The 23,739-nt window shown below is 67.6% G+C and carries 23 protein-coding genes; 12 read left to right on the forward strand and 11 right to left on the reverse strand.

The genetic code is table 11. From position 1 onward, the window contains the following. The first annotated feature begins 154 nt into the window (after positions 1-154). From ACZL02_RS07175 to ACZL02_RS07195, 5 genes are all read left to right on the forward strand, one after another. On the forward strand, positions 155-1,150 hold the full coding sequence (locus ACZL02_RS07175) for a tagatose kinase (protein WP_472937904.1): 996 nt from the start codon (positions 155-157) through the stop codon (positions 1,148-1,150). A 60-nt stretch (positions 1,151-1,210) separates the two neighbouring features. Beyond that, entirely contained in the window at positions 1,211-1,975 is a 765-nt protein-coding gene (locus tag ACZL02_RS07180; protein ID WP_472937905.1) for an SDR family NAD(P)-dependent oxidoreductase, read from the forward strand. 68 nt (positions 1,976-2,043) lie between these two features. Then, the gene (locus tag ACZL02_RS07185; RefSeq protein WP_472937906.1) at positions 2,044-2,817 is read left to right on the forward strand and encodes an SDR family NAD(P)-dependent oxidoreductase; all 774 of its coding nucleotides are present in this window, start codon (positions 2,044-2,046) and stop codon (positions 2,815-2,817) included. 49 nt (positions 2,818-2,866) lie between these two features. Next, complete coding sequence (locus tag ACZL02_RS07190) at positions 2,867-3,037, forward strand: hypothetical protein (protein WP_472937907.1); 171 nt, start codon at positions 2,867-2,869, stop codon at positions 3,035-3,037. A gap of 105 nt (positions 3,038-3,142) precedes the next feature. Beyond that, positions 3,143-5,704: a bifunctional diguanylate cyclase/phosphodiesterase gene (locus tag ACZL02_RS07195; RefSeq protein WP_472937908.1), complete on the forward strand. Its 2,562-nt coding sequence runs from the start codon at positions 3,143-3,145 to the stop codon at positions 5,702-5,704. A gap of 57 nt (positions 5,705-5,761) precedes the next feature. Here the strand turns inward: ACZL02_RS07195 and ACZL02_RS07200 are convergent, their stop codons facing one another. Both ACZL02_RS07200 and ACZL02_RS07205 read right to left on the reverse strand, forming a co-directional pair. Then, positions 5,762-6,127, reverse strand: coding sequence for a hypothetical protein (locus ACZL02_RS07200; protein WP_472937909.1), 366 nt, complete (start codon positions 6,125-6,127; stop codon positions 5,762-5,764). Positions 6,128-6,322: 195 nt separating this feature from the next. Then, entirely contained in the window at positions 6,323-6,655 is a 333-nt protein-coding gene (locus ACZL02_RS07205; RefSeq protein ID WP_472937910.1) for a helix-turn-helix domain-containing protein, read from the reverse strand. On the opposite strand from ACZL02_RS07205, the gene ACZL02_RS07210 reads away from it, so the two are divergent. From ACZL02_RS07210 to mnhG, 6 genes are read left to right on the forward strand one after another with little or no spacing between them, the layout of a single operon-like run. After that, complete coding sequence (locus tag ACZL02_RS07210) at positions 6,654-9,566, forward strand: monovalent cation/H+ antiporter subunit A (protein WP_472937911.1); 2,913 nt, start codon at positions 6,654-6,656, stop codon at positions 9,564-9,566. The two genes, ACZL02_RS07205 and ACZL02_RS07210, sit on opposite strands and share 2 nt — an antisense overlap. Continuing rightward, positions 9,566-9,907, forward strand: coding sequence for a Na+/H+ antiporter subunit C (locus ACZL02_RS07215; RefSeq protein WP_472937912.1), 342 nt, complete (start codon positions 9,566-9,568; stop codon positions 9,905-9,907). Before ACZL02_RS07210 ends, ACZL02_RS07215 begins: the two co-directional genes overlap by 1 nt. Then, positions 9,904-11,541 carry a monovalent cation/H+ antiporter subunit D gene (locus ACZL02_RS07220; protein WP_472937913.1) on the forward strand — a complete coding sequence of 546 codons (1,638 nt, stop codon included), beginning with the start codon at positions 9,904-9,906 and terminating at the stop codon, positions 11,539-11,541. The genes ACZL02_RS07215 and ACZL02_RS07220 overlap by 4 nt, the downstream gene beginning before the upstream one ends. Then, on the forward strand, positions 11,538-12,023 hold the full coding sequence (locus ACZL02_RS07225) for a Na+/H+ antiporter subunit E (RefSeq protein WP_472937914.1): 486 nt from the start codon (positions 11,538-11,540) through the stop codon (positions 12,021-12,023). The genes ACZL02_RS07220 and ACZL02_RS07225 overlap by 4 nt, the downstream gene beginning before the upstream one ends. After that, the gene (locus tag ACZL02_RS07230) at positions 12,020-12,301 is read left to right on the forward strand and encodes a K+/H+ antiporter subunit F (RefSeq protein WP_472937915.1); all 282 of its coding nucleotides are present in this window, start codon (positions 12,020-12,022) and stop codon (positions 12,299-12,301) included. Before ACZL02_RS07225 ends, ACZL02_RS07230 begins: the two co-directional genes overlap by 4 nt. Then, positions 12,298-12,681, forward strand: coding sequence for a monovalent cation/H(+) antiporter subunit G (gene mnhG / locus ACZL02_RS07235; protein WP_472937916.1), 384 nt, complete (start codon positions 12,298-12,300; stop codon positions 12,679-12,681). The genes ACZL02_RS07230 and mnhG overlap by 4 nt, the downstream gene beginning before the upstream one ends. A 32-nt stretch (positions 12,682-12,713) precedes the next feature. Here the strand turns inward: mnhG and ACZL02_RS07240 are convergent, their stop codons facing one another. From ACZL02_RS07240 to ACZL02_RS07280, 9 genes are all read right to left on the reverse strand, one after another. Further along, positions 12,714-13,871 carry an alpha-hydroxy acid oxidase gene (locus tag ACZL02_RS07240; protein ID WP_472937917.1) on the reverse strand — a complete coding sequence of 386 codons (1,158 nt, stop codon included), beginning with the start codon at positions 13,869-13,871 and terminating at the stop codon, positions 12,714-12,716. Continuing rightward, positions 13,868-14,599 (reverse strand): histidine utilization transcriptional repressor HutC, encoded by a 732-nt coding sequence (gene hutC / locus ACZL02_RS07245; RefSeq protein ID WP_472937918.1) that lies wholly within the window; start codon positions 14,597-14,599, stop codon positions 13,868-13,870. The genes ACZL02_RS07240 and hutC overlap by 4 nt, the downstream gene beginning before the upstream one ends. Continuing rightward, the gene (locus tag ACZL02_RS07250; RefSeq protein ID WP_472937919.1) at positions 14,596-15,612 is read right to left on the reverse strand and encodes a zinc-dependent alcohol dehydrogenase; all 1,017 of its coding nucleotides are present in this window, start codon (positions 15,610-15,612) and stop codon (positions 14,596-14,598) included. The genes hutC and ACZL02_RS07250 overlap by 4 nt, the downstream gene beginning before the upstream one ends. Next, positions 15,609-16,940: a histidinol dehydrogenase gene (gene hisD, locus ACZL02_RS07255; RefSeq protein ID WP_472937920.1), complete on the reverse strand. Its 1,332-nt coding sequence runs from the start codon at positions 16,938-16,940 to the stop codon at positions 15,609-15,611. Before hisD ends, ACZL02_RS07250 begins: the two co-directional genes overlap by 4 nt. Before the next feature lie 11 nt (positions 16,941-16,951). After that, positions 16,952-17,752 carry an ABC transporter permease gene (locus ACZL02_RS07260; protein ID WP_472937921.1) on the reverse strand — a complete coding sequence of 267 codons (801 nt, stop codon included), beginning with the start codon at positions 17,750-17,752 and terminating at the stop codon, positions 16,952-16,954. Then, a complete protein-coding gene (locus tag ACZL02_RS07265; RefSeq protein WP_472937922.1) occupies positions 17,749-18,699 on the reverse strand; it encodes an ABC transporter permease in 951 nt (316 codons plus the stop codon). Before ACZL02_RS07265 ends, ACZL02_RS07260 begins: the two co-directional genes overlap by 4 nt. A 61-nt stretch (positions 18,700-18,760) precedes the next feature. Next, the gene (locus ACZL02_RS07270; RefSeq protein ID WP_472937923.1) at positions 18,761-19,873 is read right to left on the reverse strand and encodes an ABC transporter substrate-binding protein; all 1,113 of its coding nucleotides are present in this window, start codon (positions 19,871-19,873) and stop codon (positions 18,761-18,763) included. Positions 19,874-19,926: 53 nt separating this feature from the next. After that, on the reverse strand, positions 19,927-21,060 hold the full coding sequence (locus ACZL02_RS07275; RefSeq protein ID WP_472938153.1) for an ABC transporter ATP-binding protein: 1,134 nt from the start codon (positions 21,058-21,060) through the stop codon (positions 19,927-19,929). 151 nt (positions 21,061-21,211) lie between these two features. Beyond that, positions 21,212-21,994: an SDR family NAD(P)-dependent oxidoreductase gene (locus tag ACZL02_RS07280; RefSeq protein ID WP_472937924.1), complete on the reverse strand. Its 783-nt coding sequence runs from the start codon at positions 21,992-21,994 to the stop codon at positions 21,212-21,214. A gap of 286 nt (positions 21,995-22,280) precedes the next feature. On the opposite strand from ACZL02_RS07280, the gene ACZL02_RS07285 reads away from it, so the two are divergent. Then, a complete protein-coding gene (locus ACZL02_RS07285) occupies positions 22,281-23,714 on the forward strand; it encodes a M20 family metallopeptidase (RefSeq protein WP_472937925.1) in 1,434 nt (477 codons plus the stop codon). Positions 23,715-23,739: the final 25 nt, after the last annotated feature.

Raw genomic sequence — 23,739 nt, forward strand, 5'->3', positions numbered from 1 at the left:
AAGTTGTTTACCCCTGACTGAAAAGCGGCACCTGCGCGCGCCGTGACCCTCGTCACGGCAGCGTTCATCTCCCGACATCATCGGAGGACGGCAGAGAATGGCCGAAAAGGGAGGATCGTCATGGAAAACGCCGGGCACGGAAGCGTCGACTGCAATGGCTAGCGCCACGGCCCGCCCCTCCGGGCTGGCGCCGGACGCGCTCGGGCCGACGGTGGTGATCGGGGAGATCCTGGTCGAGATCATGGCGGTCGAGCCCGGTCTCGGCTTCCTCGAGCCCTTGCAGCTGGTCGGCCCCTATCCGAGCGGTGCGCCGGCGATCTTCATCGACCAGTGCGCCAAGATCGGTGGCCAGGCCGGCATCGTCGCCAGCGTCGGCGACGATGATTTCGGCCGGCTCAACATCGCGCGGCTCCGTGCCGACGGCGCCGACATCTCCGCCATCTCCGTCAGCCGGACACTGCCGACCGGCAGCGCCTTCGTGCGCTACCGCGGCGATGGCGCACGTGACTTCGTCTACAACATCGGCACCTCGGCGGCGGCCGAGATCGGCCCGACCGAGGCGGCACTAAAGCTGTTCGCGCGCGCCGGCCATCTGCATGTCATGGGCACCGCCTTCGCCATCCCCGGCGCCTGGGAATTGATCGAGCGCGCCGTCGACACCATCAAGGCCCGCGGCGGCAGCGTGTCCTTCGACCCGAACCTGCGCAAGGAACTGCTCGGCCATGGCCAGACGCAGATCCGTTTCCAGAAGCTCATCGACGTCGCCAACCTGCTCCTGCCGTCCGGCGAGGAATTGTTCGTCGCCGCCGGTGTCGAGGGCGAGGCACAAGCCGTCGCGGCGCTCTTCACCCGCGGCATCGGCGAGATCGCGCTGAAGCGCGGCGAGCACGGCGCGACCGTCTTCGGTGCGAACGGTACCCGCGTCGATGCCAAGGCCTTTGCCGTCGCGGAAGTCGACCCGACTGGGGCCGGCGACTGCTTCGGCGGTGCCTATGTCGCGTGCCGGCGGCTCGGCCTCTCGCCGGCTGCGGCGCTCGACTACGCCAATGCTGCCGGCGCCCGCAATGTCGGCGTGCGCGGGCCCATGGAGGGCGCAGGCTCGCGCGCCGAGCTCGACGATTTCATCGCCCGGACGGCCCGCGCCGGCTGAGCGAAGCATAGCCTGCGTTCCGGACAGCCGTCCGGGACGGACATCACCTGGGAGGGATCCATGTCACTCGGTCAATTTCGTCTCGATGGAAAGGTGGCCTTGATCACCGGCGGCAACCGCGGCATCGGCCTTGCCTGTGCCGAACTGTTCGGCGAGGCGGGCGCCAGGTCCGTTCTCACCGCCCGGCGCGACAATCCGGAAGCCGACGCACTGATGAAAGCCAAGGGCTACGAGTACGACTTCGTCTCCGCCGACGCGACCGCCGAGGACACGCCGGAGCGGCTGGTGAAGCACACGCTCGACAAATACGGGCGGATCGACATCCTCATCAACAATGCCGGCATCGCCCGGCATGGCGACACCACCGATTTCGACGATGCACGGGTCGACGAGCTGGTCGCCACCAACATCACCCAGGTCTTCCGATTTTCGCGCGCGGTCCTGCCGACCATGCAGAGCCAGGGCGAAGGCGTGATCCTCAACGTCGGCTCGATGTCGGGCGTTGCCACCAACATGCCGCAGCGCCAGGTGATGTATAACGCCTCCAAGGCCGCCGTGCACATGATGACCAAGAGCCTCGCCAGCGAGTTCGCCGCCGAGGGCATCCGCGTCAACGCCGTCGCACCGGGCTACATCGACACCGACATGTCGCGCGGCGGTTTCACCAATCCGGAATGGGATCCGGTCTGGCGGGGCCGCACGCCGATGGGCCGCTATGGCAGCGCCGAGGAAGTGGCCAACTGCGTGCTGTTCCTGGTCTCGCCGGCCTCGGCCTACGTCACCGGCTCGGTGCTGCTCGTCGATGGCGGCTACACCACGCGCTGACGCCGACCTGGCTGGGCGTCCGTTCCGGGCGGTCCGGCCTCGATAGATTTCGTTATGGGAGTAGCGACATGCAGATGAAACGTTTCAGGATCGACGGCGAAGTCGCCGTGATCACCGGCGGCGGCCGGGGCATCGGCCTTGCCTGCGCCGAAGTGTTCGCCGAGGCGGGCGCGACGCTGGTGCTGCTCGAGCCGACGGAAGAGGCAGGGCAAGCGGGCGTGGCCGCGCTCAAGGCCAAGGGGTTCGAGGCCGAGGCCATCGTCGGCGACGTCACCTCGTCCGAGCGGATGACGGAGATCGCCGACATGCTGGCGGCACGTGGCACGCCGGCGACGATCCTCGTCAACAATGCCGGCATCGGCGAAAGCGGCATTTCCTCCGAGGACGTCACCGACGCCACCTGGCTGCGGATGATGAACGTCAACGTCAACGGCGTGTTCTGGTGCTCGCGCGCTTTCGGCCGGCACATGATCGCCGCGAAGCGCGGGGCGATCGTCAACATCGGCTCGATGTCCGGCACGATCGCCAACCGCCCGCAGCCGCAGACGCCCTACAACGTCTCCAAGGCTGCCGTGCACCATCTGACGAAGTCGATGGGCGCCGAATGGGCGCACCACGGCGTCCGCGTCAATGCCGTGGCGCCGACCTATATCGAGACGCCGATGGTGCAGGCCAATCCGCTGAACGCCGACCGCATTCCCGGCTGGCTCGCCGATACGCCGATGGGCCGCATGGGCCAGCCCGATGAAGTCGCCTCGGCCGTGCTCTTCCTCGCCTCCGATGCCGCGAGCCTGATGACCGGGGCGATCGTCGCGGTCGATGGCGGCTTCACCTGCTGGTAGCCGGGCCCGTCGCGGTATCCATCGAGGAGCTGCTGGACGAAGTCGTCTCGTGGGTCTTGTCTGGTATGTCGCCGTCGAGATCCGCTGGTTCGTCCTTCGTGCCAGGGTGGGATACGCCGCAGCCCTCGCCCCGGTGATGGCGACCCTCTTCGTGGTGACCGCGATCTTCACCACCGTCGCCCTCGCTCTCGCTCTCGCCCCAATGGTGGCTCCCACCTGACGCGCGGCGCGCCGGAAACAGGGCTCCAGGCCCTTTTTCCAAGGGGTCTGGTGGCAATTGCTTCACCTCTTTCTGGCAGCGTCACCGAACGTTCGGGAGCGTCCAGTGGGCAGCAAAGCAAGTGAGTTCGTGGGGAGCGGCTATAGCCGGCGGGTCGTGGGCACCTTGCTGGCGATGCTGGCGGCTGCCGGAATGGTCGGTACCGCGCTGGTCCTGATCAGCGCTCACCGGCAGAACAACGCCGCCATCGAGGCGTCGGTCAAGCTGGCCGAGACGGCGCTCGGCGTGAAGCACCGCGAAATTGCCCGCAACCTCAAGGACTACACCGAGCGCAAGGATTTCAGGCAGCGGTTCGCCCGCTCCGACGACCTCGGCTGGGCGTCCGGCGACGGCAATCTCGGCGCCAACATCTTCGCCAGCCTCGGCTACGAGATGGCCTTCGTGCTGTCGGCCGACGACAAGACGCGCTACGCGGTGGTGGAAGGCCGTTCGGTGGCGCTGGACGCCTTCGCCGCGATCCCCGCCGGCCTGCGTGACCTGGTCGACCGCGCGCGCGACCGCAGCATGCCCGAGGTTGGGCTCCTGCGCTCGGGCGACGACATTCTCCTCGTGGCCGCCGCCGCCATTCGCGCGGAGACGGCAGCTGCACTGCCCAGTGCCCCTGTCCTCGTGTTTTCGAAGAAGCTGAACGGACCGCTGCTGTCGCGGATTGGCAGCGACTATCTTCTGAACCGCTTCCGGCTTCGGCCAAGCGAGGGCGCCGACCTCGGCGCGTCGCTGGCCCTGCATGCGCCGACAGGCGGGACCATCGGCTACGTCACCTGGATACCGGAACGGCCGGGCGACCAGCTCATGGGGTTCGTTCTCCCGCCGATGGGAGCCGCCTTCGCGGTGTTCTCGGTTCTCGCCGGCCTGACGTACCGCTACTCCCGACGCGCCAACGACCGGCTGACATCCTCCGCCCGGACGATCGATGCCTACGCCGAAACCTTGCAGAAGAGCGAAGCGCGCTTTCGCGACGTGGCGGAAGCCTCGTCCGACTGGATCTGGGAATGCGACAGCGACATGCGGCTGGTCTTCGTGTCCTCGCGTTTCGAAGAGGTAACGGGACTTTCCGAGCGGGCCGCGATCGGCATGCCGCTCGAGACCTTCTTCCGGGTCGACAGTTCCGAGGCCGGCTGGCTGCGGCCGTCGACTTCATCGTCGGCCGGTCACCGCGTCCGGGATTTGCGCTACAGCTACGAGGACGGCGAGGGCCGGCCGCGGATCGGGCGCGTCTCGGCCCGCTCCATCATCGGCGACGATGGCGTCTGGATGGGCTATCGCGGCACGGCGACAGACATAACCCGGGAAGTCGAGGCACAGGCACGCGCGGAGCATCTCGCGCTGCATGACACGCTGACCGGCTTGCCGAACCGCGCGCTGTTCCGCGAGCGGCTCGACCGCGCGCTGGAAACCCACAGGCTCGGGCAAACGCAGCTGGCCCTCCTCTGCCTCGACCTCGACCACTTCAAGGACGTCAACGACACCCAGGGACACGCGGCCGGCGACAGCCTGCTGCAGCAGGTGGCGCTGCGGCTGCAGTCGTCCATCCACGCCAACGACACGGTCGCACGGCTCGGCGGCGACGAGTTCGTCGTCGTCCAGCAAGGCTTTGCGCAGCCGCTCGACGCCATGGCGCTGTCGCGCCGGATCCAGGCGGCGTTGAAGGCGCCCTACGAAATCGCCGGACGCGAGCACCATCTGGGCGTCAGCATCGGCATCGCCATGCCCGACGGCAGCACCGTGTCCAGCGACCTCCTCCTGCGCAACGCCGACATCGCGCTCTACAACGCCAAGGAGGCGGGTCGCGGCACGGCGCAGGTCTACGAGGCGCACATGGGCCTCGACCGCGATGCCCGCCGGGCGCTGGAGCAGGATTTCCGCCAGGCACTCGAACTCGACCAGTTCGAGCTGCACTACCAGCCGCTGGTGGCGCTCGAGGACGGGCGCATTCTCGGGATGGAGGCGCTGGTGCGCTGGCGCCATCCGGCGCGGGGCCTCGTGCCGCCGAACGACTTCATCCCGCTGGCCGAGGAGACCGGGATGATCGTGCCGCTTGGCGAATGGGTGCTGCGCACGGCCTGCGCCCAGGCGACCGAATGGCCGGGCATCGTGATCGCCGTCAACCTGTCGCCGGTGCAGTTCATCCAGCGCGACATCGTCGCCCTCGTGGCTCAAGTCCTCGAGGAGACCGGGCTGGCGCCCGCGCAGCTCGAGCTCGAGATCACCGAGGGCGTTCTGCTGCGCGACGGCGCGGGAGCGCGCGACACGCTGAACCGGCTGAAGGCGCTGGGCGTCCGGATCGCCATGGACGACTTCGGCACCGGCTACTCCTCGCTCGGCTACCTCAACTCCTTCCCCTTCGATAAGATCAAGATCGACAAGTCTTTCATCGCCGACCTGTCGGCGGAAAAGTCGAATGCCATCGTTCGATCGGTGATCGGGCTCGGCCACAGCCTCAATATGATCATCACGGCCGAGGGCGTCGAAACCGCCGAGCAGGCCGAGTTCCTCCGGCGCGAAGGCTGCCAGCAGGTGCAGGGATTCTTCTTCGGCCGTCCCTTGCCAGCCCTCCAGAGCGCGTCCCTCGTCGAGGGTTCGGTCGCAGCGACCAAGGCCGCCTGATCTAAGGCGGCCTGCTCTCGGGCCGCCTGATCTCGGGCCGCCTCGCTGGGCGCTCGTTCAGAAGTTGGCGGGGTTGCCAGGCTGGATGACGCCGGTCCCGTCGACGATGCCGTTCTTGATCCAGGAGATCTCCTTCGACCGGTTGATGCGCGCGCTCCAGCACTGCGCGGGCGTCGTCGCATCATAGGTGAAGCAGAGCGTGTCGCCGACGACGCTCCAGCGCCCGTCGTAGTTGGAGCCCCGCAGCGTCCCGTCGGGCAGGTAGAACTCCCGGTAGGGACCGCCCGCCGCCATGTTGCCCTGCACCGTATTGCCGGAGATGATCTGGGCGACTTCCGCCCCGGAGAGGGCTCGTTCCTCCTGCGCCTTTGCCGGGATCGCGGAGACGAGGAGGGAAAAGGCGAGGAGATGGGCTTTGCGCATGGCGGGGGCGTCCGGTCTCGAGCGGTGGTAAAAGGTCGGCAATCCGTCAAATCTGCGCGATAAACCTCAAGGAGGCGTTTAGTGCCCCCCGCTCCGAGGGCAGGCCGGCAGCAGAATGCGCTATCTTGTCGAAGCGCCAGTTTGACTGAAAGGGCGAGGCCAAACCGGGCCTTCCTGGGTCCGCATCTGACGCTGTCATCCGCCGGCGTCAGTTGAGCGCTTGAAGCGAACCCCGCGGCCGCCGGTATCGTCGAACAGGAGTTCGACGCCGGCGATTTCGAACGTCTCGACCAGCAGCTTCTCGGAGGCGCGCTGCAGGCAATGCCGCTGCGCCTCGAAATCCTTGATCGTGCTGCGCGAGATGCCTGCCGCAAGCGCCAGGTTCTCCTGGCTCCAATTGAGCAGGCCGCGGGCGGCACGGCATTGCTCCGGGAAAATAAGCATACGGCTGGCCCTATTGAACCTTGATAATATCAACCATATTGGGTGAAATAGCAAAACACACGATTTGGGGATCATCGATGACATGACCGGGGGCGCCTTGCTCATCTGGATGATCGCGCTGCCCTTCCTCGGCAGCTTCGCGATGCCGCTGCTGCCGTCGCGCCTGCGCGACCTTCATGCAGCGCTCGCGGTCGCGACGACGCTCGGCGTGCTGATCCTGGCGATCGCCGCCTATCCCAGCGTCTCCGCCGGTGGCGTCGCGGTCTTCCGGCTCGAATGGCTCCCGACCCTTGGCGTCGACTTCAAGCTGCGAATGGACGGGTTCGCCTGGCTGTTCTCCGTCCTCGTCGGCGGGATCGGCCTGCTCGTCGCGATCTACGCCCGCTACTACATGTCGCCTGAGGATCCGGTGCACCGGTTCTACGCCTTCTTCCTGGCGTTCATGGGGGCGATGCTCGGCATTCTCCTGTCCGGCAATTTGATCCTCCTCGTCGTCTTCTGGGAACTGACGAGCATCTTCTCGTTCCTGCTGATCGGCTACTGGTATCACAACGTCGGGGCGCGCGACGGTGCCCGCATGGCGATGACGGTCACCGGCGTCGGCGGCCTCTGCCTTCTCGGCGGCGTCCTCCTCATCGGCCACATCGTCGGCAGCTATGACCTCGACGTGGTGCTGGCCTCGGGCAACCTCATCCGCTCGCACGAACTCTACCTGCCGACGCTCATCCTGGTGCTGCTCGGCGCGTTCACCAAGAGCGCGCAGTTTCCGTTCCAGTTCTGGCTGCCGAACGCGATGGCGGCACCGACGCCGGTATCGGCCTTCCTGCACTCGGCGACGATGGTCAAGGCCGGCGTGTTCCTGATGGCGCGGTTCTGGCCGGTGCTGGCCGGCACCTATGAATGGTTCTGGATCGTCGGCTTCGCCGGCATGATGTCGATGGTGCTGGGCGCCTATTTCGCCATCTTCCAGCAGGACATCAAAGGCCTCCTCGCCTATTCGACGATCAGCCATCTCGGCTTGATCACGCTGCTGCTCAGCCTCGGCAGCCCGCTCGGTGCGGTCGCCGCGATCTTCCACATGATGAACCACGCGACGTTCAAGGCCTCGCTGTTCATGGCTGCGGGGGTGATCGACCACGAGACGGGCACGCGCGACATGCGCCATCTCGGGGGGCTGTTCCGGTTCATGCCGGTGACCGCGACGCTGGCCATGGTCGCGAGCGCGTCGATGGCGGGCGTGCCCTTGCTGAACGGCTTCCTGTCGAAGGAAATGTTCTTCGCCGAGGCGATTGAAACCCATGCCAACTCGCTGCTCGACACCGCAGCGCCCTATGCCGCCGTCCTCGCCAGCGCGTTTGCGGTGACCTATTCGCTGCGCTTCATCCACAGCGTGTTCTTCGGCCCGCTCTCCTCCGACCTGCCGACCGTCCCGCACGAGCCGCCGATGCTGATGCGGTTTCCGATCGGCCTCCTCGTCCTCGTCTGCCTCGTCGTCGGCATCATCCCGGGCATGACGATCGGTCCCTATCTCGACGTCGCCGTGCGCTCCGTGCTGCGCGAGGCGACGCCGGAATACAGCCTCTCGGTCTGGCATGGCATCAACGTGCCGCTGCTGATGAGCATCTTCGCGCTCGCCGCCGGCATGCTGCTCTATGTCTGGCTGAAATCCTATCTCGCGCATTGCGAGGAGGGCCCGCCCTATTTCCGCCGTCTGAAGGGCCAGCGCATCTTCGAGCGCATCCTGGTGATGGTTTCCTGGCGCTGGGCCAGGTTCATCGAGCAGCGGCTGGGGACCCGCAGGCTGCAGACGCAGCTTCGCTGGCTCGTCGTCATCGCCTTCCTCGCCGCCTTGGCGACGCTGGAAGCCGGCGGCTTCAGCTGGCCGACGCTGCGGCTTGCCGGAATGGATCCGGCCTATGCCGGGCTCTGCGCCATCGGCGTCGTCTGTGCCATCGGGGCGGCCTACCAGGCGAAGTTCCACCGGCTCTTCGCCCTCATGCTGATGGGCGGGGCGGGCCTCGTGACCTGCATCAGCTTCGTCTGGTTCTCGGCACCGGACCTTGCGGTGACGCAGCTGCTGGTCGAGGTGGTGACGACGGTCCTGATCCTGCTCGGCATGCGCTGGCTGCCGAAGCGCTCCGAGGCGATCGCCTCGACGACGCAGCGCGTGATCGCGAGCCTCCGCCGTTTCGACCTTGCCATTGCCCTCGCCTGCGGCCTCGGCATCGCCGTGCTCGCCTACACCGTCATGGCGAGCCCGGTGCCTGCGAGCCTTGGCGACTATTTCCTCGAGCGCGCCTATTCCGAAGGCGGCGGGCGGAACGTCGTCAACGTCATCCTGGTCGACTTCCGCGGCTTCGACACCGTTGGCGAGATCACCGTGCTGGCCATCGTCGCGATCACGATCTTCGCGCTGCTGCGGCGCTTCAGGCCGGCACCGGACAGCATCGAGGCGCCAGCCCAGCAGATCGAGCAGAACGCCTTCGATGCGGCGCGCTCCGATCGAAGCGTCGGCGATACGCTGACCGACTACATGCTGGTGCCCTCGGTCATCATGCAGTGGCTGTTCCCGGTGATCATGGTGTTTGCCGCCTACCTGTTCATCCGGGGACACGACCTGCCCGGTGGCGGCTTTGCGGCCGGCATCGCGATGGCCTGCGGCTTCCTGCTGCAGTACATGGCGCTGGGCACGCGGACCGTGGAGGACCGGCTTCGGGTGCTGCCGGTGCGCTGGATGGGCGCGGGCCTTCTGCTGGCGGTGATCGTCGGTTGCGGCTCCTGGGTGTTCGGCTATCCGTTCCTCACCTCGCATTCGCAGTATCTCAGCGTGCCGATCATCGGCGACGTGCCGATGGCGACCGCGCTGTTCTTCGATCTCGGCGTCTTCTCGCTGGTGATGGGCGCGACGGTCCTGATGCTGATCGCCCTGGCGCACCAGTCGACGCGCAGCCTGCGCGCCAGCCGCCTCGCGGCAGCGGAAAGGGAGGACGGCTGATGGAGTTCCTGCTCGCCATCCTCATCGGCGCCTTCGTCGGCTCCGGCGTCTGGCTGATCCTCAGGCCCCGCACCTTCCAGGTGGTGATCGGCCTGTCGCTGATCGGCTACGGCGTCAACCTCTTCATCTTCGGCATGGGACGGCTGCGCCTCAACGCGCCGCCGATCCTCGCCGATACCGCCGCCATCAATCCGGCCGACTTCGCCGACCCGGTGCCGCAGGCGCTGGTCCTCACGGCCATCGTCATCGGCTTCGCGACGACGGCGCTGCTGCTCGTGGTGCTGCTGGTCTCGCGCGGCCTGACCGGCAGCGACCACGTCGACGGAAAGGATCCCGGATGATCCGCAACCACCTGATCATCGTACCGATCCTGCTGCCGATGGTCGCTGGCGCCTTCCTGCTGCTGCTCGACGAGCGGCGTCACGGCATGAAGGCCGCCATCTCCCTCGTCTCGACCCTCGTACTCGCCGTAGTCGCGGTGATGCTCGTCGGCATCGCCGACACCGGTGGCGCACCGGATGGCCGGACGCTGACGAACGCCTATCTCCTCGGCAACTGGCCGGCACCTTTCGGCATCGTCCTCGTCCTCGACCGCCTGTCCGCCCTGATGGTGCTGCTGGCGAGCGTCCTTGCGGTGGCGGCGCTCCTCTACGCGCTGGCGCGGTGGGACCGCAGCGGCCCGCACTTCCACAGCCTGTTCCAGTTCCTGCTGATGGGGCTGAGCGGTGCCTTCCTGACCGGCGACCTGTTCAATCTTTTCGTCTTCTTCGAGGTGATGCTGGCCGCCTCCTACGGGCTCATGCTGCATGGCATCGGCGTCCCCCGGGTCCGGGCGGGCCTGCACTACATCGTCGTCAACCTCGTCGCCTCGCTGTTCTTCCTGATCGGCGTCAGCATGATCTACGGCACCACCGGGACGCTCAACATGGCCGATCTCGCGCGCCAGGTGCCGCTGCTCGGCGGCCAGGAGCGTACGCTCCTCCAGACCGGCGCGGCCATCCTCGGGATGGCCTTCCTCGCGAAAGCCGCCATGTGGCCGCTGAGTTTCTGGCTGCCGACCGCCTATTCGGCGGCCGCAGCGCCGGTCGCGGCAATCTTCGCCATCCTCAGCAAGGTCGGTGCCTATGCCTTGCTGCGGCTTTCGCTCTTGGTCTTCGGCGCCGAGGCCGGCGGCTCCGCCGGTTTTGGCAGCACGTTCCTCATCATCGGCGGCATCGCGACCATCGCTTTTGGCGCTGCCGGCGTGCTCGCCTCCCAGGCGCTCGGCCGACTGGCGAGCTACAGCATCCTCGTCTCCTCCGGAACGCTTCTGGCCGCCATCGGCATGCGGGATGTCGGGGTCACCTCGGGCGCGCTGTTCTACATGGTGAGCTCGACGCTGACGATTGGCGCCTTCTTCCTGCTCATCGAACTCGTGGAACGGATCCAGGACCCGGCGGCCTCGGTCCTGGCGGTGACGCTCGAGGCCTATGGCGAGACCGACGAAGAGAGCGAGCAGGCAGAGGAAGTCGGCACGCTGATACCGGGGACGCTGGCGGTGCTCGGCATCTCGTTTGCCGTCTGTGGCCTGCTGCTGGCGGGCCTTCCGCCGCTGTCAGGGTTCGTTGCGAAATTTGCGATGCTGAGCGCGCTGATTCCCGCGAACGGATCGAACGCTCCTGCTGCGATGTCCAACGCCGCTCTGGTGCTGGCGGCGATGCTGATCCTCTCGGGCCTTGCCTCGATGATCGCGATGATGCGCGCGGGCATCCGCACCTTCTGGGCGCCGATCGCCGGAACGGTGCCGGCGGTGCGGCTGCTGGAGATCGCCCCGATCGGCTTCCTCCTTGCCATCGGCGTGGCGATGACCGTGTTCGGCGGCCCGATCCTGCGCTTCACCGATGCGGCGGCGGCGGCGCTCCACGCGCCCTCCGGCTATATCTCCGACGTGTTGTCGGCTCCCCGTGTCCCACCAGCGGCGGAGGCGCACCCATGAGCCGCCTCCTCCCCTATCCGCTGCTGACGCTGTCCCTTCTCCTGATGTGGCTGCTTCTGAGCGGCTTCTCGGCCGGGCAATTCCTGCTGGGAGGGATCATCGCCGTCATCACCTCGCTGCTGGTCGTGCCATTGCGGCCGGAGAAGGTGAAGATCCGGCGCTGGTCGGCGATCCCGAAGCTCGTCGGCACCGTCAGCCTCGACGTCGTCCGCTCGAACTTCGCGGTCGCCCGTCTGATCGTCATGCCGTCGCGGGAGGCCCAGAGGTCGGGTTTTGTCGATATCCCGCTGACGCTGCGCCATCCGACGGCGCTGGCGATCCTCGCCTGCATCCTCACCTGCACGCCGGGGACCGCCTGGCTCGAATACCGCTCGTCGAACGGCCATCTCCTCTTGCATGTGCTCGACCTCGTCGACGAACAGGACTGGATCGACCTGATCAAGAAGCGCTACGAGCCCTTGCTGCTGGAGCTGTTCGAATGACCGAGACCGTCCTCCTGGCCGCGATCACCGTGGCGCAGCTTCTCCTCTTCCTGGCCATCGCCTGCTGCACCGCGCGGATGATGCTCGGGCCGAGGGCGCAGGACCGGGTGATGGCACTCGACGCGCTGTATGTCAGCACGATGCTCCTCGTCGTCACCTTCGGCGTGCGGACGGGATCGGTGATCTACTTCGAGGCGGCGCTGGTGATCGGGCTGCTCGGCTTCGTCTCGACGGCCGCGCTCGCCAAATTCCTCATGCGCGGCGAGGTCATCGAATGAACCATCTCGCAAACCTACCCGTCTGGGCGGCAGTGGCCGTGGGAATCCTGATCGTCGTCGGGGCCGGCGTCACGCTGCTCGGAACGATCGGGCTCCTGAGGTTCGGCAGCTTCTACGAGCGCATCCATGCGCCGACCCTCGGCAATACCGGCGGCGCCCTCTGCATCCTCGCCGCCTCGGCAATCTGCTTCAGCGTCCTCGGCACCAAGCCGGTGCTGCACGAGGTGCTGCTCGCGGTGTTCCTCGTGGTCACCACGCCGATCAGCCTGATGCTCCTCGGGCGCGCCGCGCTCTACCGCGACAGGACCGAGGAGGTCGATGGCGTGCCCCGGTCGGCCGAGCGGGTGGACGACGCTCCCTCGTCCGAACCACGGCGCTGAGCGCAAAGCCGGCGCCACCGCAGTGGAAAGCGTCAGGCGGCGTTCCGCAACACGCTGCGGCCTTGCGCCTTCAGTTCATCGATCGACGATAGCCCCATCAGTGCCAGCGTCACGTCGATCTCCTGCCGCAGCAGATCGATGACCCGCGCGACGCCCGCCTCGCCGCCCGCCGCCGCGCCGAACGCGTAGGCACGCCCGAGCATCACGCCGGACGCCCCGAGGGCGATGGCCTTGACGATGTCGGTCCCGCGCCGGAAGCCGCCGTCGACCATCACTTCGATCGACCCAGCCAGCGCATCGACGATCTCCGGCAGCACCGAGATCGTCGACGGGGCTCCATCGAGCTGCCTACCACCATGGTTGGAGACGACGATCGCATCGGCGCCGGCGTCGCGGGCGCGCCGCGCGTCGTCGGCGTGGAGAATGCCCTTGATCACCAGCCGACCCGCCCAGCGCTGGCGCAGCCAGGCGACATCGGCCCACGACAGCGCGGGGTCGATCAGCCGTGACAGCGTCGCCGCCTGCTCGAGAATGCCTCGGCCGAACTCCGTTTGCCCGCGCACGGCGCCAACGCCCGGCCTGCCTGCCCGCGCCATGTCGAGGCACCAGGCGGGGCGCAGCGCCATGCCGAGGCCCATGCGCGGCCCGATCCGGGTGACCGCGCGAAAGCCGTTGCGCGCATCGCGCTCGCGGATGCCGGTGACGGCGGTGTCGATGGTGAGGAACAGCGTGTCGACATCAGCCGCTTCGGCCGCTGCGACGAATTTTTCGGCGAGGCCGCGGTCCTTCAGCACGTAGAGCTGAAAATGCAGCGGCCCGCGGCAGCCGGCGTGACGAAGGTCGGCGAGCGAGGCGATGGAGAAATTGGAGAGGCAGGCCGGAATGTCCGCGGCATGCGCGGCCTTGGCCGCCAGGATCTCGCCCTTGCCGGCAAAGAGGCCGAGGAAGCCGACGGGGCCCAGCATGAACGGCAAGGCGTTGCGGCGGCCGAGGTAGTCGGTTGCGAGCTGGCGCGGCTGCACGCCGGCCAGCACGCGCTGCTGCAGCTGGTAGCGGCTGAAATCGCCCGTGCTCGCCCGCAGCGTCTCCTCGGCGGACGCGCCGCCGTCGATGTAGTCGAAGAAGATCTTCGGCAGCCGCCGCTTCGCAGCGAGGCGCGCGTCTCCGACGCTGGCAAAGGTCGGGCTCATGACCGCGTCTCCAGGCTGTAGCGACTGCCGAGCGAATAGCGTTTGCCGGCATAGGTCAGCCGGTTGACGGTGGCGACCGTCGCGCCGGTCCAGGTGCGCCGGTGGAGGAGGAGGCAAGGCTCGCCCGCCTCGATGCCGAGATGGCCGGCGCTGGCCACATCGGCGGCGACGGCGGAGATGACGTGCTCCAGCTCGGTCAGCGGCGTCACCCCTTGAAGATAGTCGTAGGTGGTCATGGCGGTGAAATCCTGCCGGTCGTAGGCGGGCGCGAGGTCCGGATTGACGAAGCGCTCCTCAAGCTGCACCGGCCGCTCGTCCTCGAAATGCAGCACCAGCGAATGCAGCACGGGACGCGGCCGGGCGAACTCGAAGGATGCCAGGATGTCGGGCTCGGGCACGAAACGGTCGAGGGCGAGCACCTCCGCCCGATGGACATGCCCGCGGGCGGAAATCTCGGCGGCGATGTTGGCGATCTCGAGCAGCGCCGAGCGCGGCTTCGGGGCGGCGACGAAGGTCCCGACGCCCTGCACCCGGACCAGCACGCCCTCGGTCGTCAACTCCCGCAGCGCCCGGTTGATGGTCATCCGGGACACGCCGAGCGACTGGACCAGCTGGTTCTCCGACGGCAGCCGGTCATGGCTTGCCCACGCCCCCTTCTCGATCTCGGCGAGGACATAGACCTTTACCTTCTCGTAGAGCGGGCTCGCCGCCTCCCGGAGGACGCTCATGGCAGCGCTGGGCGGATGATGGTCTTCAGGCCGGCGGTTTCCCCAGCGAGGAGCCGCTCATAGACGTCCGGCACGCCCTCGATGGTGATCTCCTCGGCGACGAAGCGGCAGAGTTGCGGCGCCAGTTCGGGCAAGAGAACGGCAGCCTCCGCCATCTCGTCCTCGAAGGCATGGCAACCGACAAGGGCGATACCGCGCTCGACCAGCCGGTTCGGGTCGAGGTCGAACTTGCCGTGAAAGATGCCGACGAGAGCAATCCGGCCTCCCCCGGCAACGGCATCGAGCAGAGCGGCGAGAACCGGCACCTGGCCGGTCGCCTCGACAGCCGCCAGCAGCCGGTCACCGCCAAGCGCAGCAGAGATATCCTCGGCACCGAGCGTCACGATGCGCGCGCCGGTGACGTCGGCCACAAGGGCGGCGCGGCCGGCATGGCGCTCTGCGATGAGGATGGGGCCGTCATGCCGGCGCGAAAGCAGCAGCGCCACCAGCGCACCGATCGGCCCGCAGCCGGCGACGAGCACCGCAACGCCGGGTGCCGGTGCCAGCCGCGAGACCGCATGGAGCGCAACCGCCAGCGGCTCGGCCAACGCGGCTATGGCGGGGTCGAGCCTGGCGTCCACGGCATGCAGCAATCGCGCCGGCAGCAGCACGTGTTCCGCGAAGCCTCCGTCGCAGACCTCGCCGATGAAGCCCAGCCTCTCGCAGAACTGGCGGCGTCCATCTCGGCACTCGGCGCAGATGCCGCACCAGACCCGCGAGTCCGCCACGACGCGATCTCCGACTGCAAGGTTCGCGACACTGGCGCCAACGGCGATCACCCGGCCAGCCAGCTCATGACCGGCGACGGACGGCGCACGGCTGATCCACTGGCCAGTCCGAAAATTATGCAGGTCCGAGCCACAGATCCCGGCGGCCTCGACCGTCAGCAGCACGTCGCCCGGTCCGGGTGGCGGCGGCGCCGGTATCTCCTCGGCGCGGATGTCGCCGGCAGCATAGAGCCGGGCCGCCCTCACCCGCGCGTGCCCGACAGCAGCTGGTCGCGGATTTCCGAGATCGCGTTCTCGTGGCTCGAGAAGCCCTCGTAGCGGGCGAGACGGCGGGCGTGCATCGCCAGTTCCGGATAGCCGGCGGACGTCACGTAGCCGATCGACGAGCGCTTGAGGAAGTCGGTGACCGACAGCGGGCCGTAGGTGCGCGCCCAGCGGCTGGTCGGCAGCACCGCGTTCGGGCCGAGCACGAAATTGCCAAGGGTGATCGGGGTGTGCGGCCCCATCAGTATTTCCGCCGCCTCGGTGATTCGGCCGAGGTGGCGGAACGGCTCGGTCGAGAGGATCTCGAGGTGCTCCGGCGCGTATTCGTTGATGAAGGCGTAGCTGTCCTCCAGCGACGCCGTCAGGATGATGCCGCCATAGGCGCCCTGCAGCACGGTCTTCGAGAAACCGACGCGCTGTTCGGTCATCTTCTCCCAGAAGCCGGGAAGTGCGGCCATCGCGGCCTCCGCCACCTTGCGGTCATGGGTGACGATGTAGGCGGAGGAGTCCGGGCCATGCTCGGCCTCGATCAGCACGTCGAGCGCCGCGAGCGCGCCGTCGACGGTCTCGTCGGCGAAGATGATCGCCTCGGAGGGGCCCGCCGGCAGGCCGGTGTTGATGACGCCGGACAGGAGGCTTTTCGCCGCGACGACGAAGGGCGAGCCAGGGCCGACGATCTTCAGCACCGGCGCGATCGTCTCGGTGCCGTAGGCGACGGCGGCCACCGCCTGCGCGCCGCCGACCTTATAGACGGTCTCGACGCCGGCCGTGCGGGCGGCGACCAAGGTCGCGGCATCGACCGAGCCGTCGGACGTCGGTGGGGTGATGATGCAGAGGTTCGGCACGCCGGCCACCACCGCCGGCACGCTGGTCATCATCGTCACCGAGGGAAAGGCGCCCTTGCCGCGCGGCACGTAGAGCGCGGCGGACTGGATGGGGGTCCAGCGGTCGCCGGCAAACGAGCCGGGCCGCATCTCCTTGAACCACATCGGCTCCGGCTTCTGCTCCTCGTGGAAGCGCCGGATGTTGTCGATGCCGAAACGGATGGACTCGATGACCTCCGGCTCGACCGCCTCGAAGGCGGCGTCGAATTCGGCCTCGGAGACCTTTATCTGGCCGGCCTTCACCTCGGATTTGTCGAACTCGCGGGCAAACCGCAGCAGCGCCGCGTCGCCCTCGGTGCGCACGGCCTCGATGATCGGCTTCACCCGCTCGACGAAGCCGGAGAGGTCGGTCTCCGAGCGCTTCATCAGCGCTGCACGGCCCTTGGCATCGAGCGTCAACAGATCGTGGAAGGAGCAGTGAGACATGAGCGTGCCCGTCACTTGGATTTCAGGAAGATGTCGAGACCGACCAGCCGGTCCAGCGCGAAGATCGCCGCCGCCGCGCAGGCGATGAACACCACCGAGATCGCGGCAAGGTCCGGCGTGATGATCGAGCGGATGGAATTGTAGATCTGTACCGGCAGCGTCACGATCCGCGCGTCGACGAGCAGCAGGCTGACCAGGAACTCGTTCAGCGCCAGGATGAACATCAGCAGCGAACCCGAAATGACGCCCGGCGTTACCGCCGGAAGCGTCACGAACAGGAAGGCCTGCAGCGGCGGCGCGCCGCAGCTGGCGGCAGCGAGTTCCAGATCCGGATCGACCGAGGCGGCGCTCGCCGTCACCGCCCAGATCATGAAGGGCAGGTTGATGACGCAGGCGGCGATGCCGACCGGCCAGAGCGAGCCGAGCATTCCCGCCTTGCCGAACACCAGCATCAGCCCGATGCCGGAGCCGATCAGCGGAATGGTGAAAGGCAGGAGCAGGTAGATCTGCAGCGCCTGGCCGAAGCGTACGCGGTATTTCGTCAGCGCGAGGCCGGCGAGCGTGCCGACGGGAATGGCGACCAGCGTGCAAATCACCGCGACGTAGAGCGAGCGGAAGAACGCCTGGCGCAGATCGCTCGCGGCGAACACCTTCGCGTACCATTTCAGCGAGAGCCCGTCCGGCGGGAAGGTGATGAGGTTGCCGGAGGTGAACGAGGCGCCGAGCACCACCAGCGTCGGCGCCGACAGGATCAGCAGCGCCAGGATGACGAAGCCGTTGAGCGTCCAGGACTTGCCGCGGGCGGTGCTCATCGTCTGGAGGCTCCGAGCGCCAGCGTGCCGGCGCCAAAAACCGCAAAGACCGCGCCGACGAGCGTTGAGCCGACGACGACGAGCAGCATGGTCAGCGTCGCCCCCATGCCCTGGTCGGAGGTGCGGAAGAACTGGTCGTAGATCGCGTTGGCGATGAAGTCCTGCCCGCCACCGCCGAGGATGGCGGGAATGGCGAAATCGGTCAGCGACAGCGTCAGCACCACGAGGCCGGCACCGATGAAGCCCGGCTTCGCCATCGGGATGACGACATGGCTGAACACCTTGACCCAACTCGCGCCGAGCGAACCGGCGGCGGCCTCGATCTCCTCCGGGATGGCGGTCAACGCCGGTGCGAGCATCAGCACCGCGAACGGCAGCATGTACTGCACGAGGCCGAACAGCACGGCCCAGTAGTTGAACAGCAGCCGCACCGGGCCGATGCCGAACAGGCCGAGGAACTCGTTGGCGAGCCCCTGATTGCCGAGGATGATCAGCCAGCCATAGGCGCGCACGACCTGGCCGATGAAGAACGGCAGGAACAGCGCGATCAACAGGAATTTGCGCAGGGCCTTCGAGGGCGTGCGGACCATCAGATAAGCGTAGGGAAAGGCGAGGATCAGCGTGACGACGGTGACGAGGATGGCCCCGCCGAGGCTGCGTAGCGCCACCTTGAAGAACAGCGGCTCGGAGAAGGCTCTGATATAGTTGGCGAGCGACCAGTCCGCCGACGGCAGGAAGGTGGCGGTGTCGAGGGTGCGCAGGCTGAGGTCGGCGATCTCGACGAGGCCGAGGACGAGCAGCCCGACCAGCAGCACCGCCGGCAGCAGCATCAGATAGGGCAAGCCCTTGGCGAACGAGCGCGGCCAGACGGCCCCCGCCGCGGCCTCGAGGGCATCGAGGACACGCCAGGACAGCGGATAGGCGCGGCGGGCGGGACGAAGCGGCATGCAGTCTTTCAGAAACGAGATGGAAGGACCCGCCGGTGATGCGGCGGGTCCCTGTCGGACGTCAGCCCTGCATGATCGCCTTGAACTTGCCGAACCACTCGCTCTCGTTCTCGACCTGCACCTTCGACGAGATGCGGATCAGGTGCTCGAAGTCCTTGGCTTGCGTCGGATAGGACGCGTCGCCGACGAGATCGGCGGGCGGCGTCAAGCCGGGCACGACGCCGGGTAAGCCGAGGCCATCGAGCCAGACCTGCTGGGCGTTCTTGGTGATCGCATGGTTGATGTACTGCTTGGCCCAGTAGAGCTCGTTCTCCGGCAGGCCCTTCGGGATCCACAGGCCGTCGGTGTCGAACTTGGCGCCCTCTTCCGGCACGACCCAGGCGATCTTGACGCCGTTCTTCCTGGCCTCGCGGGCGTTGGTCGAGATGGTGCAGGCGAGGTCGATCTCGCCGTTCTGGAACCAAGTGGTGAAGTCCGGATCCTCCCCCAGCAGCGGCTGCTGCTCCTTGATCTTGGCAATGAAATCCCAGGCCGGCTGCATGTTGCCGGGAATATCCTCGAGCTTGCCCCCGCCGGCGACCTGCGCCGGGAAGTGGAAGCCGATGCCGTCATTGTAGAGCGCGATGCGGCCCTTGAACTTCGGGTCGAGCATGGCCTTCCACGAGGTCGGCGGGCCGTCCGGGAAAGCCTCCGGCCGGTAGGCGAGCACATAGACGTAGCCGTAGGTGTTGACGATCGGATAGCCGTCGAGGCCGACGGGCTTGGCGAGGTCGGTCACGTCCTTGAGGTTCGGCAGGTCCGAGAGGTCCTCGGTCACGCCGCGCAGCGCCGACTTGGTGGCGTTGGTGGTGGTGTCCCAGTTCACGTGGATCGGCGGCACCCGCTTCTGCGCGACGGCGGCCCAGAGTTTCGGCTGGATCTCGTTGTCCTCGGTCAGGTCATGCCGGACCGCGATCCCGGTCATCTCGGTGAAGCTGTCGGAGACGCCGGCCTTCAGCGCGTCGGCCCAGCTGCCGCCCCAGGCGCGGACGATGATCTCCGACGGCTTCTCGGGCTCGGCGGCGAAGGCGCGGCCGAGGCCGAGCGCGGAGGCGCCGGCGAGCGATCCGACCGCGGCGGTGCCGGCGAGAAAGCGGCGGCGGGAGAGTGCGGTGAGGTTCATGCCATCGGCCATGCGGGTCTCCTTGGGTCGGGTTTCAGGGGGTCGGGTTTCAGGGGGGTCGGGTTTCAGGGTTTTGCGTAGATCAGAAGGTCGCGGGTGTTCCAGCCGAGCGCCACGGCGCTGCCGACCGGCCGCGGGGCATGGCCGGCGGGATCGTGGTCGAAGACGCTCAGCACCAGTCCGCCGAGCGCCGGGACGGCGACCTGGTAGACCACGCGCTCGCCCTCGAAGATCATGTCCTCGACGGTGCCGGCAACTGAGGTCTCGAGGCCGGACAGCATGTCGGCGCTCGGTGCGATGCGGATCTGCTCGGCGCGGAGCGCACCGACCACGGCGTCACCAGCGGCGGGAGCCGGCCCGCTACCGGCCGGTTGACCCGACAGCGGCATGCCGCCGATGCTCAGAATGACGGTGCCGGGCGCTACCGTCTCGGCACGGCCCTCCAGCCGGTTGGTCACGCCGATGAAATCGGCCACGAACGGCGTCGCCGGCTGGCGATAGGTCACCGTCGGCTCGGCCATCTGCTGGATCCGCCCCTTGTCCATCACGATCACCTCGTCGGACACCACGAGCGCCTCGCGCTGGTCGTGGGTGACGTTGATGGTGGTGACGCCGAGCTCCTTCTGGATGCGGCGGAACTCCAGCTGGGTCTCCTCGCGCAGCTTGCGGTCGAGGGCGGCGAGCGGCTCGTCGAGCAGCAGCAGGTCCGGCTCGAACACCAGCGCGCGGGCGATGGCGACGCGCTGCTGCTGGCCGCCGGAGAGCTCGTGGATACGCCGATCGCCATAGCCACCGAGCTGCACGAGATCGAGATAGCGGGCGACGCGCGCCGGGATCTCGCGCGCATCGAAGCGGCGCATCTTCAGGGGAAAGGCGACGTTCTCGGCGGCGGTGAGATGCGGGAACAGCGCGAGCTTCTGGAACACCATGCCGATCGATCGCTTGTGCGGCGGATCGGCGGAGACTTTTCGGCCATTGATTGCGATCTCGCCGGAGGTCGGCGCCTGGAAGCCGGCGATCATCCGCAAGAGCGTCGTCTTGCCCGAGCCGGAGGGGCCGAGAATCGTCAGGAACCGGCCGCGATGAAGCTCGAACGTCGCGTCGGCGACCGCATGCTGGCCGTTGTAGACCATGTCGACATGCCGGACGGAGACCGCGACCTCGGCAGCAGCGTGGACGTTCGACACAACCATTCGCAAATCGTCCACGCTTCCCTGCCCCGTCGAGGCACAACATCTAGACAAGTCTATACAGGTTAAGACCGCTGCATCAAGACGAGGCAGCCGCCGAAATGACGCCTATCTCGGCAGCCGTCCAAAAACGCCGCCTAAGCCTGTTGCCCCCCGGCCGTCAGATCGACGCCAGCAGGCCCCCGTCAACGGTCAGGCACTGGCCGGTGATGTAGCCGGAAGCGGGCGAGGCCAGGAAGACCGCGACGTCGCCGAGATCGCTCATCTGCCCGAAACGCCCCATCGGGATCTTCGCCAGCATCCCCGTCTCCCACGCGCTATCGGCATAGAAGGCATCGGTCATCGCGGTGCGGAAATAACCGGGGGCGATGGCGTTGACGCGGATGCCGAGCGGCGCCCATTCGGCGGCGAGCGCGCGTGTCATGCCAAGCAGGCCGGTCTTCGACGAGCCGTAGGGAACGGCCGTCGGGATGCCGACGAAGGACGTGACAGAACAGAGGTTGATGATGCTGCCGCCGTAACCTGCCGCCATCCGCCGTCCGGCGGCCTGGGCGGTGAAGAAAGCGCCCTTGAGGTTGGTGTCGAGGATGCGGTCCCACAGCGCCTCGTCGACGTCGAGCGAGGGCCTCACCTCCTCCATCCCGGCATTGTTGACGAGAATGTCCACGGGGCCGAGACGGCTGGCGGCCAGATCGAAAGCCGCGGGGATCGTCGTGGTCTCGGTGACGTCGAGCGCGAGAGGCAGCACGCGTCCGCCGACGGCGTCGATGCCGGCTGCGGTCTCTGCGAGGTCCTCGATTCGCCGGGACGCGATGGCGACCTGCGCCCCGGCCTTCGCCAGCGCGAGGGCGAGCGCGGCACCGATGCCGCGGCTCGCGCCGGTGACGAAGGCCGTGCGGCCGCCGAGGTCGAAGTTCTCCGCCTTCCCCAAGCTTGCCGTCACGCGCGATCCTCCCATCATTTCGGCCGGAGACTAGGCGAAGGATGCAGGCCTGGCGAGCCTGGCAGAAGCGGCAAGGCGGCTTCCCGGCCCGCATTTCAACAGGGCGGCCTCAGTCTGGGTTCGTGGCCTGGGTTCGTGGCCGGCCTGCGGAGGACAAAAGCCGGTGGATGATCTATCCCTCCCACCCACCGCCATCCCCCTCCATCCGGTATGGAGGTTGCGGAACGAAAGCGCCTTGGCATCACCCGTGCACCGAAGGCGCTCCGGAAAGACCAGAGGAAGATCCATGTCCACGTCCAACGCCGAAAGCATCTGGAACCTCGTCGACGCCCGCCGCGCCGACTATGAAGCGCTAAGCGACCGCATCTGGGGCATGCCGGAGATCGCCTATACCGAATACCGCTCCTGCGCCGAGCACACGGTCATGCTGCAGGGCGAGGGTTACAGGGTGACCGAAGCGCCCGCCGGCATCCCGACGGCGGTGATCGGCGAGGCCGGTTCCGGCGGCCCGGTCATCGCCTTCCTCGGCGAATACGACGCGCTGCCCGGCCTCGGCCAGGAAGCCGGCATCGCCGAGCCTAGGTCGCTCGGCGGCAACGGTCACGGCCATGGCTGCGGCCACAACATGCTGGGTTCGGCCGCCCTCCTCGCCGCCACGGCATTCAAGAACTACCTCGCCGAAAACAAGCTGCCGGGTACCGTGCGCTATTACGGCTGCCCGGCCGAAGAGGGCGGCGCGGCAAAAGCCTTCATGGTGCGCGACGGCCTCTTCGACGACGTCGACGCCGCCATCACCTGGCATCCGGCCTCGCTGACCCGCGTCGACGACGCCAAGTCACTCGCCAACACCCGCATCGACTTCTCGTTCAAGGGGCGCGCCTCGCATGCCGCGGCGGCGCCCCATCTCGGCCGCTCGGCGCTCGATGCGGTCGAGCTGATGAATGTCGGCGTCAATTATCTCCGCGAGCACGTGCCCGCGGATTCCCGCATCCACTACGCCATGATCGACGGCGGCGGCATCGCGCCGAACGTTGTCCAGGCGCATGCGAAGGTGCGCTACGCCGTCCGCTCGCGCGACATCCACGGCATGAAGGTGCTGAACGAGCGGGTGATCAATGTCGCCCGGGGCGCGGCGCTGATGACCGGCACCGAGGTCGAGGTCCGCATCCTCAGCGCCGTCTCCAACCTCCTCGCCAACACGCCGATGGAGGAGACCATGCACGCCAATCTTCAGCGCCTCGGCCCCGTCGCCTTCGACGCCGAGGACCGCGCCTATGCCGAGCGGATCCAGGCGACGCTGAGCGAGGAGGACATCGCCAACGATTACCTGCGCTGCGGTATCGAGGAGCGGGCGAACACGCCGCTCTGCGACTTCATCGTGCCGCTGAACTCGGTCGGGGAGCCGATGCTCGGCTCGACCGATGTCGGCGACGTGTCCTGGGCGGTACCGACGGTGCAGGCGCTGGTCGCCACGCACGCGATCGGCTCGCCCGGCCATTCCTGGCAGATTACCGCACAAGGCAAGGCCCCGGCCGCCAAGAAGGGCCTCGTCTATGCCGCCAAAGCCATGGCCGGCACCGCCGTCGACCTCCTGAACGATCCGGCGCTCCTCGCCCGTGCCAAGGCCGATCACCAAGCCCGGCTGGCGAAGAAGCCCTACGCCTCGCCGATCCCGGCCGACGTCACGCCGCCGATCCAGCCGCGGCCGTCGACGCTCTGACCGTCGAGCGGCGCTCAGCCCTTGG

This window comes from Mesocryomonas fontinalis, from assembly GCF_055730125.2.